This is a genomic window from Pedobacter metabolipauper (assembly GCF_004362715.1).
Taxonomy (GTDB): domain Bacteria; phylum Bacteroidota; class Bacteroidia; order Sphingobacteriales; family Sphingobacteriaceae; genus Pedobacter; species Pedobacter metabolipauper.
Window position 1 is genome coordinate 749874 of the sequence record NZ_SNYC01000003.1, and the last position, 14807, is coordinate 764680.

At 38.2% G+C, this 14807-nt stretch carries 12 protein-coding genes; 10 read left to right on the forward strand and 2 right to left on the reverse strand.

The genetic code is table 11. The annotated features are described in order from the left end of the window. The first annotated feature begins 57 nt into the window (after window positions 1-57). A complete protein-coding gene (locus ATK78_RS03240) occupies window positions 58-2085 on the forward strand; it encodes an ATP-binding protein (protein ID WP_133574615.1) in 2028 nt (675 codons plus the stop codon). Here the strand turns inward: ATK78_RS03240 and ATK78_RS03245 are convergent. Together ATK78_RS03245 and ATK78_RS03250 are read right to left on the reverse strand one after the other, a co-directional pair. Next, window positions 2060-2992: a D-2-hydroxyacid dehydrogenase gene (locus tag ATK78_RS03245; protein ID WP_133574616.1), complete on the reverse strand. Its 933-nt coding sequence runs from the start codon at window positions 2990-2992 to the stop codon at window positions 2060-2062. The genes ATK78_RS03240 and ATK78_RS03245 overlap by 26 nt on opposite strands. Continuing rightward, window positions 2989-3816 (reverse strand): hypothetical protein, encoded by an 828-nt coding sequence (locus tag ATK78_RS03250; protein WP_133574617.1) that lies wholly within the window; start codon window positions 3814-3816, stop codon window positions 2989-2991. The genes ATK78_RS03245 and ATK78_RS03250 overlap by 4 nt, the downstream gene beginning before the upstream one ends. A 658-nt stretch (window positions 3817-4474) precedes the next feature. On the opposite strand from ATK78_RS03250, the gene ATK78_RS03255 reads away from it, so the two are divergent. The 9 genes from ATK78_RS03255 to ATK78_RS03295 all read left to right on the forward strand — a co-directional run bounded on the left by ATK78_RS03255 (window position 4475) and on the right by ATK78_RS03295 (window position 14801). Beyond that, complete coding sequence (locus tag ATK78_RS03255) at window positions 4475-5389, forward strand: hypothetical protein (protein WP_133574618.1); 915 nt, start codon at window positions 4475-4477, stop codon at window positions 5387-5389. A 1-nt stretch (window position 5390) separates the two neighbouring features. Next, window positions 5391-6491 (forward strand): hypothetical protein, encoded by a 1101-nt coding sequence (locus ATK78_RS03260; protein ID WP_133574619.1) that lies wholly within the window; start codon window positions 5391-5393, stop codon window positions 6489-6491. Between the two features lie 189 nt (window positions 6492-6680). Further along, complete coding sequence (locus tag ATK78_RS22855) at window positions 6681-7631, forward strand: hypothetical protein (RefSeq protein ID WP_208112288.1); 951 nt, start codon at window positions 6681-6683, stop codon at window positions 7629-7631. Between the two features lie 21 nt (window positions 7632-7652). Next, entirely contained in the window at window positions 7653-8675 is a 1023-nt protein-coding gene (locus ATK78_RS03270) for a hypothetical protein (RefSeq protein ID WP_243732424.1), read from the forward strand. 1 nt (window position 8676) lies between these two features. After that, entirely contained in the window at window positions 8677-8946 is a 270-nt protein-coding gene (locus tag ATK78_RS03275; RefSeq protein WP_133574620.1) for a hypothetical protein, read from the forward strand. A gap of 13 nt (window positions 8947-8959) precedes the next feature. Continuing rightward, entirely contained in the window at window positions 8960-9382 is a 423-nt protein-coding gene (locus ATK78_RS03280) for a hypothetical protein (protein WP_133574621.1), read from the forward strand. A gap of 1 nt (window position 9383) precedes the next feature. After that, the gene (locus tag ATK78_RS03285) at window positions 9384-10439 is read left to right on the forward strand and encodes a hypothetical protein (protein WP_133574622.1); all 1056 of its coding nucleotides are present in this window, start codon (window positions 9384-9386) and stop codon (window positions 10437-10439) included. 3 nt (window positions 10440-10442) lie between these two features. Further along, complete coding sequence (locus ATK78_RS03290; protein ID WP_133574623.1) at window positions 10443-11204, forward strand: hypothetical protein; 762 nt, start codon at window positions 10443-10445, stop codon at window positions 11202-11204. A 48-nt stretch (window positions 11205-11252) separates the two neighbouring features. Then, window positions 11253-14801 carry a hypothetical protein gene (locus tag ATK78_RS03295; protein WP_133574624.1) on the forward strand — a complete coding sequence of 1183 codons (3549 nt, stop codon included), beginning with the start codon at window positions 11253-11255 and terminating at the stop codon, window positions 14799-14801. The last annotated feature ends 6 nt before the right edge of the window (window positions 14802-14807 follow it).

Here is a 14807-nt window from a genome sequence, read left to right on the forward strand (position 1 = left end):
TTATAAAGTAATTAGAAATTTTTTTATAATTGTTAAAAAGCGCTTAAGTTACACCAAATGGATACGTACGGCAATCTTACAGATCGGGAAATACTCGAAATTTTATCTCTGTCACCTAAAGCGATAGCAGTCTACACCACTCAGGATATTATTATCCAGTCGGCCAATGACGCCATGATTACTTTTTGGGGAAAGGACCGGACTATTATTGGTAAACCATTAGAAGAAGCTGTTCCCGAACTAAAGGGCCAGCCGTTTATAGGTCTGTTACAAAATGTATTGAAAACCGGGATCACCAATTCCGGAAGGGCAATTCCTGCAGAACTCATGAGCAATGGTAAACTTCAGATCTTTTATTACGATTACGAATACCGGGCCATAAAAGATGAACACGGAGTGCCTTACTGTGTCATGCATACTGCAGAAGATGTAACAGCATTGGTGTTAAGTCTCCAGAAATTGGAGATTGCGAGGCAACAGGAAGAGCAGCTTGAATTGGAGCAAGGGGTAAATGAACAGCTTGCCACAGCAAATGAAGAACTGAATGCGATCAATGAAGAGTTACAGCAGACACAGGAAAATCTCCAGCTATTAAATGCAGAACTTGAAGAGCGGGTTTTAGAGCGTACAAAAGCACTTTTTGAAAGTGAAAGCAATATGCGGTATATGATTGCTGAAGCGCCGATTGCGATTGCTGTATTTAAAGGAAGGGATCTGATCATTGATACGGCAAATGAGAAAGTGCTGGAAGCCTGGGGTAAGACCGTTGAAATTATTGGGAAACCGCTTCAGGTTGGTGTTCCTGAACTTCATGGTCAGGACTTTCTGAACATTCTGGATGAAGTATTTGTTAGTGGAATTCCATTCTATGGTAATGAGGTCAAAGCACTGATAGAGAAAAATCAAGTCATAGAAGAAATCTATTCCAATTTCGTTTACCAGCCACTCAAAAATGAGCAGGGGCAAACCACACACATCATGCTGATTGCGCATCTGGTTACAGAGCAGGTGATGGCAAGAAAAAAAGCGGAGGATGCCGAGGAAATGCTTCGGGTATCAATCGAAGCGGCGAATGCCGGTACCTGGTATTTGGATACGCATACCCATGAATTCAGAGCATCACCGCGCTTAAAGGAACTGTTTGGTTTTTCAGGCAATGAAACTGTTTCATACGAAGCCGTAACTGCACGCATTCCGGAAGATTACCGTTTAAAAGTTAAGGCCGGAGTAAAACGTACCATAGAAACTGGAGAGAATTATTATATAGAGCATCCAATACTTAGTCAGAATGATCAAAAACAAGTTTGGGTAAGTGCCATTGGAAAATTATATACCAACAATAGTGGAAACCCGCTTCATTTTTCAGGAATGATACTTGACATCACGCAGCAGAAAGAAGATGAGATCCGAAAGAATGATTTTATCGGCATGGTGAGCCATGAGCTTAAAACACCATTGACCTCATTAAGTGGCTACATCCAGCTGCTGCACAGGAATGCAAAAAAAGCAGCAGATAATTATAGTGCAGATGTACTTCAAAAAGCAACCGGACAGTTAAAGAAAATGACCGGAATGATCAATGGCTTTCTAAATATCTCCAGACTGGAATCTGGTAAGATCCATTTACAAAAGCAGCAATTTGACATGGATGCATTGGTACAGGAGCTGATCGGAGAAACCAAACTTTCTGCTTCGGGACACACCATTACCTTCTTACCTTGTCCGCCTTTAAATGTTTTTGCAGACAAAGAAAAAATTGGTTCAGTAATTTCAAACCTGTTGAGTAATGCAGTTAAGTATTCACCACACAAGGAAGAGATTACCGTGCATTGCGAGTTGGTTGGCGACCAGGTTCAGGTTAGCATTAAGGATGAAGGACTTGGTATCAACCAATCAGATACCAAAAGACTTTTTGAGCGTTTTTACCGGGTAGAGAACAAAGAAAATCCGCACATTTCAGGCTTTGGAATCGGGTTATATCTTTCTGCGGAGATCATTGAACACCACGGCGGAAAGATCTGGGTAGAAAGTGAAAAGGGGAAAGGCTCAACCTTTCATTTTAGTATCCCTGTTTCAGGTCAATAAGATCATTAAGCGGTTCATTTTCAATCAATTTCCTAAAGTTGATCAGAAATCTGCTCACCTTACCATTTTCTTCATCCTGACCACCACCGCCGGTATGCTGTGTTAAGATTACATTTTTTAAGCCCCATAATTTATGGTCTTCGGGCAGGGGTTCAACCACGGTAACATCGAGAATGGCGCCACCCAACTTACCGGATTCAAGCGCATGGATCAGCGCAGGTTCATCTGTGGTATTTCCACGGCCGATGTTACCATAGATACTTCCCGGTTTCATGGCATCGATGAATACTTTTGAAACGTATTTATTGGCATTACCGGGTAGTGTATTGATCACAACATCTGTTTCCGGTAGAACAGCAAGGATGTCATCAAAACGATGCAGGTCAGCCATACGATTTTCCCTGGCAGTCAGGGTAATCTGACAACCAAACCCGGTAAGCATTTTTTTAACGGCTAAGCCGATCGCCCCAGCACCCAGGATCATGACTTTCTTATCGTCAAGGCCCTGCAGGCCAGATCTCATTTGTACACCCATCCATTTCTTTTGGTCCTGTAATCGAACCAGTTCATGAATGCCTCTACACAAGCTTATTAATCCGCCAACTATGGTCTCCGCACACCTTACCGCAAACAGATCGCCCATGTTGGCAACCGGAATGCTGAGCGTAACGTCTTCATACTGGTTAAAACCAGCAGAATCAAGCTGCCAGAAAATCAGGTTTGGCAATTCACCATTAAGCAGATCTGCCGGAGGGTTTCCAAGCAGAACCTCAGCAGATTTGACAGCGTCAGTAAGTTCATTTTCAGAAAGATCTGATTTGAAGATCAGTTCTGTATACTCTGGTAATTCTTGTTTTAAGATTTGTTTCTGTTCGTTGTATAAGTTAGAATAGACTAGAATTCTCATGTAGTAAGCAGGTTTCCGGGGTTCCCCTGGAATCTTTTAAATTGTTGATGAAACGATTGCCGCCATTTCCTGGTAAATGCTAAGATTGGCGTGCCGCTTGTAAATATAGCACTTACGATGGCTGCGGGATGATTTCGTTCATTGTTTTGAAGAAAATTACCCGAAAATGTTTCAATTACACTTTGAATATTCATCACAGTTACACAAAGGCATCCGGGATGGGTATCAAATTCCCAGGATTGGGCTGGAATAATTTTAACGCCTTTAGGTTGTTTTGTAGAAACCAAAGTGCGTTTAGAAACACAGTTCTCCAGATCAAATAAGCAAACACCAATATTAATGCTGAAGTAAGAAGAATTTAGCGTCATTTTTAAATCTTTTGGGATTTTCAATTCCGGCAAAGAGATTCTAATTATATTATTGTATTGCTCAACATTGATAGAAGCCAGAAGCAGGTCTTTTAGCGGAGATGCATTGTTAAATTCAAAGCCGATCAGTCTTTTAAAGCTATCCTCTGTAAAATTATAAGTTTTGGTTTTTTCATCACGTGCTTGCTTAATGATCTTATAAACATCAGCGTTCAATGTATAAATCATTCCACCGTCATAGAATTCAGTGATGATCTGATTAAAATTATCCCGGATTGAACAGGCCAGTCCACTGGCCATACCAAAGATACCGTTATTAACGACCGTCCCTTTTCCAAGTTTTCTTTTCTTGGTCTTTTTTACATGTTTTCTGGAAACCTGCTGTCTTTTACCTACAACTCTAAAAATCAAATCCCCAACGAGGCCTTTAAGGAATTTACCGAAAAATATTGCCATAATCTTACGTTTTAAAATGAACCGATATCAGAGGTACAAGGGTTCGATATTGCACTACCCTGAATACAAGTTAAATATAGGTTAAATCCATGTTTCTTCCAAGTATTTACGGGAATACTTGGATAGAACTTGGATAACACTTGGATAACACTTGGATAACACTTGGATTCAATGTACACGCATGTGCAGGATGTCTGCCTTCAGACTATGTCCTGTCTTACAGAATCTTACTGGATTTAGCATTTTGTTAATCTTGAAATTGCTATACATTATACTGTTGTCCGCTGTTACGCACAAGCCAATAGAATCACAAATCAAACCTGGATTATTTTGCTATATGGTGGTATCCGATAACTATATTTTGATAATTTTCAGAGAAAATAAACACACAAAAATTTTCAGTAAATAATAATTGTTTAATGGTGAATAATAGTTACTTTTAAAAACATTAACATTCTATTCCGATGCGCTCTAAATTCAACAGTTACCCATGGGTAATCAAACGCTCAAACTTCATTAACAGCAATCAGGTGTCTACATTTTTTTTGAGATTTTCTGGAAGGATTATATCTGCCAGAGGTGATATTGATTTTAAAATTCTTCATCGTAACTCTGAATTCTTTCTAAAGTTATATAAACCCTTTTCTAGCGTAGTCTCATGAACAAATTTCAATTGAAATCCCTTTCTCTTTTTATTTCTATTATGCTATTTTCTATTGGCTTTAGCTGGGCTCAAGTATATAATTTAGGGAATTCCTCGGGTACCTCTGCCTGGTATAAGTTGGGCACCTTGTCTTTACCTCAGCATGGGGCAGATGCGATCATCAAAATTACCGCTGCAGAAGGATATAATGCAACATTGAATCAATTGGGTGATTGTGTCATTCGTTTCAGAACCAGTAATGATGTAGATAGTTACAATGGCTTTTACGGTACAGGTTCGTTTTATAATACAGGCAGAATGAAAGTTGTGTCTGCAGTTAGAATTATACAGGTCGATCGGAGTACATGGGATCTGTATACTATTTTGCCTGTTTTTACAGGCCAGTTCGCTAATCTTGTACTTACGGCTACCGGCGGTTCGTGGACAAAAAATTTCACGTTAGTCAACCCGCCGACCAATATTCCTTTCTTAGAGTTAACAGAAGAACTTATATTCTCTTCCAGTATTTATTTCAATGGAAATGTTGGAATAGGTACTATTACACCAAGGGAAAAATTATCTGTTAATGGAAAGATCAGAGCCCATGAGATCAAAGTGGAAACAGCAAATTGGCCGGATTACGTTTTTGAGAAGACCTACCAGCTGCCTACGCTTCTGGAGACACAAACTTATATTAAAAAATACGGGCACCTTCCGGGTATACCATCGGCGCAAGAAGTTAATACTGATGGAATTGATTTGGGTGAAATGAATGCCAGGCTCCTTCAGAAGATTGAAGAGTTAACCTTACACCTAATCGAAAAAGAGGAAGAAGATAAACGGATTAAGGAAGATCTCCATGAACAGAAGTTGATCATTCAAAAATTAATTATTCAGGTAAAAGAAATAACAGGTAATAAAAACAAATAATATGAACCACACGAAAAGGGTAATTGTAGCATTAACACTATTTATTGGCACAGGAGCATCTGCTCAAACTACTAATACATTTCCTGCGAATGGTAATGTTGGAGTTGGAACCACAACGCCAGCAGAAAAGCTCGATGTGGTTGGAGCGATCCGTACAGACAGAATAAGGACGGGATTATCGCTGTTCTCTACAAATAGCAGAAGTTCATTTAACTCTTTTAATACCGGGAATGATCCGAATCTTACTGGTGGGTGGATTGCAGCAGATTTTGGTGGTAATGATAATGCAACCGACCGTTTGGTTATTGGCGTTGGATATGGCGGAAAAGCTGTTATTGGAACACATAGTTATAACTTACAACAATGGGGAGGACCTTTATTGATTAATCCTCTAGAAGGCAATGTTGGTATTGGCAATACTAACCCGCTGTATAAACTAGATATAGGAGGTAACAGTAATACAAATGGGCAGGCTTGGTTTAGTTATGGAAGCCATGCAATGGCTGGCTATACCTGGGCCGATGCATCATTAGTCACAAATAGTATTGAAATAGTTAATACTAGTGGAGCCGCAATAAATACATCACCCACTCTTGCATTTCACAGGTATGGTAGTGGAGGGCCTCAATTCAGGCTTGCCGGAGATGGGTCTAATGTGCTGTATCTGGAAAGTGCGGGGCAATATTCTGCAAGAAATCCAAACCCGTATGGAGGTGGCCCAAATGATTATTTCACAAGGTTTCATGTTGATGGCGGGTTGACAACTGTAGGGAACATGGGTGTAGGTACAACAGATACTAAAGGATATAAGTTGGCTGTCGCTGGAAATATGATCGCTGAATCGATTAAGGTGAAACTACAGAATGCCTGGCCGGATTATGTGTTTGATGCAAATTATAAACTGGCAACACTTCAGGAAACAGAAAAGTACATTAATAAAAATGGGCATCTGCCTGGTATTCCTTCTGCTGAAGAAGTAAAGGCTAATGGAATAGATCTGGGAGAGATGAATGCCAAACTCTTAAAGAAAATAGAAGAGTTAACTATGTATATGATTGAAATGAAGAAGGAAATGGAATTACTAAAAGATAAATCAAAATAACCTCTAATGAAAAGAAAATTTTTATTACTGCTAGCCTCAATTACATGTAATATTGCTTATTCTCAAAATACAATTTCAGGAACTGGAAATATAGGCGCAAACACTACAACTCCTTTAGTTAAATTCCATATTCTAAAGAATAATGTATTTGGCGATCCTACGAGCACTTCTTCAACAATTGATAATTTGATGTTAATTCAAGTACCTTATCAAGGGAGTACTCCGGGAACATACAATGGCACAGGTTATAAATGGGGAATACAATTTTGGGGTAGGAACGATATCGGTACATTGGATCAATCCAAAACCGGAGGTATTTATGCGGTTAGTGAAGACGGTAGTGCTGGATTTAATAGAGCTGTCGGTTTAGCATTTCACACTACTTCATTTGATCTTACCAGTACAGAGCGTTTAAGAATTACTGCAAATGGCAATGTTGGAATCGGTCTCCCTACTTCAAACGCTAAATTAACCGTATACAGAGAAATAGGACTAGGCGCGACACTGAATAATACCAGTTTAATAACTTCAACGGGTGGTCTTGCAGGAACATCCAACCAATTTTTTGAAAATAAATGGCTCGTTAGAAACGCAGCTGGGAACGATTGGACCACAATTAGCCTACACAATGGTATATCGGTAGATGCTTCTTTTGCAAATCCAAGGCTCGATACAAAAACATGGTGGGAGCGTGATCCATTAAAAAATATACAATCCTGGGGAGACAATGGTGATACTTATTTAACTATAAAAGCAGGCAATGTAGGCATTGGAACTGTAACTCCTCTAGAAAAACTTTCTGTGAATGGAAAGATCAGGGCCCATGAGATTAAGGTAGAGACGGCGAATTGGCCAGATTATGTATTTGAGAAGGAATATAAAATTACTCCGCTTACTGAACTTGAAAATTACATTAACGATCACAAACACCTTCCAGAGATACCTTCTGCACATGAAGCAGAGCTAAATGGGGTAGACCTTGGTGATATGAACAAATTACTGCTAAAGAAAGTAGAAGAACTTACTCTGCATCTGATTGAGAAGGACAAAGATCTGAAGCGCCAGGAAAAATTAAATACCAGTCAGGAAGATCGCATTTCTAAACTGGAAGAAGCTTTAAAGTTCTTACTAAAAAAATAAAACAATTCTAATCCCATCATTATGAATGCTAAAAAATTAATAATTTTATTATTGCTGTCTGCTTCTTCGCCATTTGCTAATGCCCAGGTATGGGGTGAGAATGATTCCAGAACAGAAGAGCGAAGTGATGCAGGGGCCGTTGGGGCTGCTGGTGCAAAGTCGGGCTTTTTTCAAACTGCAAGCCCTATAAACTATCCCACAAATGCTACCAGCTGGTGGCACTTGCTGGATATCAGACATACCAATACCACTAATAATTTTGCCATGCAATTTTCGGGTAGTTTTTTTGACCAGGAACTATATTTCAGAAAAACGAATAACAACGCTACTACAGCCTGGAGCAAAATTTTACTAGAGAACAATGGTAAGTTAGGCTTAGGTACTTCATTGCCTTTGGCTAAATTAAGTGTGCTTGGGACTGGGACATTCTCAAATTCTAACATTGAGGCTGGTGCTGATTTTTTTGGATCAGACTATAGAAATCGAATTGCCTTAGGGAATACAAATTCTGTGTTAGGTGGATCCAGAAGTAGTGCAATCTTATTTTACGGTAAAAGCACAAATGGTACTTCTTATCAAAATCAGTGGGAGATAGGTACTGATTCGCATGGGAATGGAACATTAGATCTGTATTTTCACAATGTAGCATTGGGAAGCAGCTCTTTGTATATCAATGCTGCAGGAGATATATGCATAGGAACCGAAAATTCACGCGGTAATAAATTATCTGTGAACGGCAAGATTCGTGCACTGGAAATTAAAGTTGAGAGTGCAAACTGGCCGGACTATGTATTTGGCAAGGATTACCAATTGCCTACACTTCAGGAAACAGAAGAACATATTAAACTGAAAGGGCATTTACCAGGAATTCCAACGGCAGAAGAAGTAAAGGCTAATGGGATAGATCTGGGGGAAATGAGCGCAAAACTTTTAAAGAAAATAGAAGAACTGACGATGTATATGATTGAAATGAAAAAAGATATTGAAATAAAGGATAAGAATCATCAAAAAGAAATTGATTACTTAAAATCTAAGATCAAATAATATGAAAAAACTTTATGTACTTATAATGCTCACTTTATTATTTAAGGCTTCCATCGCTCAAAATACTTTTCCTACAAGTGGAAATGTTGGTGTTGGTACAACAAGCCCCACATCAGCACTACATATTATAGGAAAGACCAAAATGCAGAATAACTTAAAGTTATTTAGTAATGGAGATGACGCTTTTGGCGAAGGGGTCGTAATTTGTCGCGCCAACAGGCTGGTCTGGATTACGATTTGCAAAAACAGATCCTGTTCTTGGGCAATATAATGGTGCTTGGGCTTTGGGATATTCTACTTCTACAGAAAGTGACTTCACAATTTCAAATTTTTATGATAATACACAATATGATAAATTGTTTGTAATCAGTGCTGCAACAAGAAATGTTGGTATCGGAACGTCTAACACAACTGAAAAGCTTTCTATAAATGGGAAAATCTGGGCTAGGGAAATCAAAGTTGAAAATATCAACTGGCCGGATTATGTCTTTGTCAAAGACTATCAGCTCCCTACACTTCTGGAAACAGAAAAATTCATTAAGGAAAAAGGCCATCTGCCTGGTATTCCTACTGCAACAGAAGTTAAAGATAATGGGATTGACTTGGGGCAGATGAATGCGAAGCTTCTTGAAAAAATGGAAGAAATGACTTTGCATATGATTGAAATGAAGAAGGAAATCGAAATGCTAAAATCTAAAATCAAATAATATGAAGCATCTTTATATACTTGCAGCACTAATCTTTTTAACTCATGGGGTATTTGCACAAGCTACAAATACGTTTCCGGCAAATGGTCCTGTCGGAATAGGAACTGTAACTCCTCCAACTTTACTTTATGTTTCTGGTGATCATCAGACCACTAGCTTCGGTCTTCATTATGGGCATCCTGATCCGTTAAATAGTGCTGATTTAAGATTATGGGCCAGTGAGCCTGGTGCCACCTGGACAGGTACGGGAATTGGCAATAATGTCTCCAACAGTCCGGGTATCCTGAGAATTAATACTTCTAAAGGCGCTTCTTATATGAGATTGCTGGAACAGGAAATCAGATTAAATGTAGTTAGAATAGATGGAACCGATGTTAACGGCATGACAATAAATGGTTATGGAAATATTGGATTCGGAACGACAGCCCCAGATCAAAAGCTTGTTGTTGGTGGGAATATCAAAGCTATTTTGGATCAGTCTACATTTCCGGATAAAAATGTTTTTAACATCATGAGCTTAGGCGTTTCCGGAGCCTCTGGCGCCAGGAACTGGACGCTAAGAGGGGTATACCAATATGGGAACGGTGTCGGTGTAAATGCAGCAGGAGGTGATCTCGACATCATTAAATCTTTAGATGGGAACACGATCCTTGGGACAAAGTTTGACGGAACAGCACTTGGGAATATTGGTATAGGAACTACAACTCCTGGAAGTTATAGATTAGCTGTTAATGGAAATATTCGTGCAAAGGAAATTAAAGTAGAGAGTACTAACTGGCCTGATTATGTTTTTGTTAAGGACTATCAACTTCCAACGCTTCAACAAACAGCAGAATTTATTAAAGACAACGGTCATTTGCCTGGTATTCCAAACGCAGAGGAAGTTAAAGATAACGGAATTGACCTTGGTGAGATGAATGCGAAGCTTCTTAAAAAAATAGAAGAATTGACACTTCATGCTATTGATCAGGAAAAGAGAATCTCTACTCAGGAGAAGGAGAGCGCAGCGCTTAAAGCCCTTGTGTTAAAAATGTCAGAAAAATTTTATAATAAATAAATTATGAAACAAATCTTATTGCTAATGAACCTAGTTTTACTGTGTTCGACTGGGTATTCTCAAAATAGTATACCGCTTAATGCAGGAAATGTTGGAATTGGAACCACAAGTCCCCAAGGTGTTTTACATGTCTCAGGTCCAGGCATATTCTTAGATGCACCATATATTCTTTCAGGCACGGGTTTAATTATTGCCGCAAATACTGGATCACGTTCAAGCACCTCAGGTGCACAAATAGAGTTTGCCATTCCAGCCAACACTGACGGTACAAATAGTTGGGGACAAGCCAGGATAATTACAGTTGCAGGTTCTAATATAAATGCGAATGCTACAGGTAAAATGATCTTAGGAACAAGAAGACACTACGACAAACTTGGAACTGGCAAACAATGGTACTATGGTGAAGATATTGTTATTGACGGAAATGGATTTGTCGGTATTGGCACCTTGAATCCTCAGGAAGCACTATCTGTGAATGGAAAGATCAGAGCTCACGAGATCAAAGTAGAAACTGCGAATTGGCCTGATTATGTATTTGCAAATGATTACCAATTGCCTTCACTCTTAGAAATTGAGAAACACATTAAACAAAATGGTCATTTACCAGGCATTCCGTCTGCCGAGGAAATAAAGACTAACGGTGTTGACCTGGGAGACATGAACGCGAAGCTATTAAAGAAGATAGAAGAGCTTACACTTTATATCATTAGTTTAGAGAAACGTGTTAAGTCAATTGAAAGCAAAGAAGTTACTTCAGGTAATTGATTCGAATAAAAACAGAAATAGTATACCTCAATTTTGATACATACATAAATGATACAAAAAATTAAAAATATTCTCATCCTCTCAGTTGCATTGATTTGCATATCGAATGTTACAGAGCTCTCCGCGCAAGCACTAAAACGATCAGAACTATACAAAATAAATCAGGTTCCCCCTAATGCCGCGTCATTAGGTAAATTTGGTGAACATCCTGTTGGTTTTTATACCGGCACACCAAGTATTAACATTCCAATTTATGAACTTAACATTGGCCGTATAAAATTACCCATTGGACTTTCGTATCACGCAGGTGGAATTAAAGTAGAAGAAATGGCGTCTTCAGTAGGACTTGGATGGGCTTTAAATAGCGGTGGCGTAATTACCCGATCAATTAAAGGTATGCCAGATGAAATAACACCTCCAGGCGGAATGAGTTTTTTAACGACAAATGTTACTGTGGACAGTATGCTCAATAAAATTAATAATTCAAGTCAAGGCCCGGCAGTTAATACTATGCTTAAAAGCATAGTAGGTTCACATTTAGACGCTCAGGCCGATATATTTTATTTTAATTTCGGCTCTTTTTCGGGTAAGTTTATGTACGATCAAAAACAAGCTAAGTTTTTGAGTATTCCTTATACTAAACTAAAAATTGAATTCAATTATCAATCTGAAAGCTTATCTAGTTTCACGATCACAGATGAAAACGGATTGGTTTATAGTTTTGGTGATCAGGAATTTAGTACCCGGGGAGAAAATCAAAGTTTGACGACAGCTAACAGTTGGTATTTAACGAGCATCTTTGATCCTGCTTCAAATGTATACGTCACTTTTAACTATGAGACTTTTAACGTCACTTATGCTACACTTAGTACAGACGTACATTATAAAGGATTAGCTTTTCAGGCAAGCGCGGAATCTAAACAAGATACATATCATACACTTAAGCGGTTAAAAAATATCATTTCCAACCAGGGACAAATTTTATTTAACTATGCATTGTCGCGATGTGACGTACTGGGTGATCTTGGGTTAACATCAATAAAAGTTTTAAATACAGATAACAATGTTACCAAAGATATTAGATTAAATTACGATTACTTTTATGCTCCGGGATACAATGCTGGGAATCTCAATTGCAATAATTCATTAGATGCTTTAAATCGCCGTCTAAAGCTTCTATCGGTTGATGAATATCCAAGTATAGGCAGTTCGTCAACTCCTCTATCTCATAGAATTGATTATAGCGACATTACCTTACCTTCAAGATTATCAAGGTCCCAGGATCATTGGGGCTATTTTAATGGGCAACCTAATCTATACCTTTATCCTCCTTTAAATTTTAGTGGCCCCTATACTAACGAACAATTGCCTGGAGGAAACCGGGAGGCTTCGCCTTCCAGTTCACAAGCGGGTATCATACAAAAATTGACCTATCCAACTGGTGGATATACTACTTTTGAATTTGAGAATAATACCTCAAATTCTCTTAACGCTCCTATGCCTTCTAAAGCTGATGGTGTTTCGTTGGCAATCGAAAGTAATTACTCAGAGATAAACTTTACACTTTTATCTACATGTTCAACTTCTAATGGAAGTTACGTTACGCTCTCTAAGTCAGGTTTAGAAACCATTGAGGTTCCATCTGGGTTTCCTGGTATAGTTGCCCAGATAAAACTTGTAAATACAGATACAAATGTTGAAGATATTCTATTTCAGCTTGGAGGAGATAAAGATGTTGGAAGCATGGAGCCAAATACATTTCTTTTGCCAAATGGTAATTACAAATTGATATTGGATTGTACTACTAATCCTTATAGTTCTTCTTATGCTATTTTTCAGGCTACTATGATCTGGCCTGAATGTTATAACCTAGCTGAAGTTGAAAATACAAATAAGAATGTTGGGGGATTGAGAATTTATAAGATTAAGAATTTTGACTCAAATAATACAATTATTGGCACCAAAACTTATAAATACAATAAAGAGGACAATCCTCTACTAACAAGCGGAGAAAGTCATTTTTATCCAACTTATATAAGAGGCATAGGTTATACTGAGAATCTAAATGCTCAAACTATTTTACCATGTATTAAAAGATATGCTCAATCAACATATCCTCTGGTTAGCGAAAATGGTAAAGGAGTAGGTTACAGCAATGTGATTGAACTAAATGGAGAAGATGATTCCAATGGTTATACACAATACAAGTATACTAATTTTAGTCAGTATGACGATGAGCAACACAGTGATTATGAGGTAAGTGAACCTGTAAGTTTTCAATGGCTAAGGGGATTAGAACTTGAGAAAAAGATCTTTAAGAAAAATGGATCACAAAATGAACTTGTTTATTCCATGAATAGTGAATATAATACAGACCTTATAGTCCGAAAAACAGTTAAAGGTATCCGCGGAGTTTATATGTATGACGGCAGTCCTGTTGAAATGCCTGGAGAGGACATGAGCTTTCTCGGAGCTGTATATGCCGGATGGGAAGAATATCCGACCTATTCAGATTTTGTACACTTAAAAAAAACAACGGAAAAAACTTATACCGGAACAAGTTTTGTTGAAAATATAAAAACATATACTTACAATGATAGAAACCTAATGCCTTCCATCATTGAAACCAGGTCAAGCGATGGTAAGATCATGGCTTCTGTTATTAAATATCCCACTGATTATACAGTTACTGGCGCCACAAACTTAAAAAGTACGAGCATAAGAAATCTTCTGGAATTAAATTTTATCAGTCCTGTTATTGAAGAGTTTACTTATAAAACGCTGGCGAATGAAAGCAAGTTATTAACGGCTGCTAATTATTATTCGTACAGATCTGATCTACCACTCGTAGATACCGTTTTCAGCCTTAATTTACCTTCAAGTCCAATTCTCAATTATCAGGGAATTCAAGCAAATGCAACCACTTTTAGTAAAAATACCAATTATAGGCCTGAGATCATTTTTGAAAAATACAACACTGCATTTATTAACAATAACCTGGTCCAACAGAAAAGATTCGCGGGGCAATCTGAATCCATCATTTGGGACTATGCAGCAGCATACCCTATAGCGAAAGCTTTGAACGCTGTTTATGAAGATATAGCATATACCTCTTTTGAAGCTGAAGGAAAAGGCAATTGGAATTACACAGGAGTCCCTATTTTATCGACTGCAGCTAGTGGGAATAAGGTTTATCAGTTAACGAGTGGTTCAATGAACAAATCCGGATTAACGAGTGGAAGAAAGTATATTGTTAGTTATAAAACTCAAAATGCAACACCATTTGCCATTTCTGGAACGGTTGGAAGTGCTGTTAGCGGCACATTAACAAATGGTTGGTACCATTTTACACACCAGGTTACAGGAGTTACATCTGTTCAATTATCAGGATCTGGTATTATTGATGATGTTCAATTGTTTCCAGCAGATGCTCAAATGACTACTTATACCTATACTCCGCTACTTGGTATGACAAGTATGACGGATGCAAAAGGTCTGACTACCTATTATGAATATGATGAATTTCAACGATTAAAAAGTATTAAAGATCAAAACCTGAATGTCATAAAAAGTTACACTTACCATTATAAACCATAAGCTCCC

Bases quoted from the DNA above. Each gene is read 5' to 3' on its own strand.
- ATK78_RS03240 (WP_133574615.1), top strand. From the start codon at position 58: ATGGATACGTACGGCAATCTTACAGATCGGGAAATACTCGAAATTTTA.
- ATK78_RS03245 (WP_133574616.1), bottom strand. From the start codon at position 2,992: ATGAGAATTCTAGTCTATTCTAACTTATACAACGAACAGAAACAAATC.
- ATK78_RS03250 (WP_133574617.1), bottom strand. From the start codon at position 3,816: ATGGCAATATTTTTCGGTAAATTCCTTAAAGGCCTCGTTGGGGATTTG.
- ATK78_RS03255 (WP_133574618.1), top strand. From the start codon at position 4,475: ATGAACAAATTTCAATTGAAATCCCTTTCTCTTTTTATTTCTATTATG.
- ATK78_RS03260 (WP_133574619.1), top strand. From the start codon at position 5,391: ATGAACCACACGAAAAGGGTAATTGTAGCATTAACACTATTTATTGGC.
- ATK78_RS22855 (WP_208112288.1), top strand. From the start codon at position 6,681: ATGTTAATTCAAGTACCTTATCAAGGGAGTACTCCGGGAACATACAAT.
- ATK78_RS03270 (WP_243732424.1), top strand. From the start codon at position 7,653: ATGAATGCTAAAAAATTAATAATTTTATTATTGCTGTCTGCTTCTTCG.
- ATK78_RS03275 (WP_133574620.1), top strand. From the start codon at position 8,677: ATGAAAAAACTTTATGTACTTATAATGCTCACTTTATTATTTAAGGCT.
- ATK78_RS03285 (WP_133574622.1), top strand. From the start codon at position 9,384: ATGAAGCATCTTTATATACTTGCAGCACTAATCTTTTTAACTCATGGG.
- ATK78_RS03290 (WP_133574623.1), top strand. From the start codon at position 10,443: ATGAAACAAATCTTATTGCTAATGAACCTAGTTTTACTGTGTTCGACT.
- ATK78_RS03295 (WP_133574624.1), top strand. From the start codon at position 11,253: ATGATACAAAAAATTAAAAATATTCTCATCCTCTCAGTTGCATTGATT.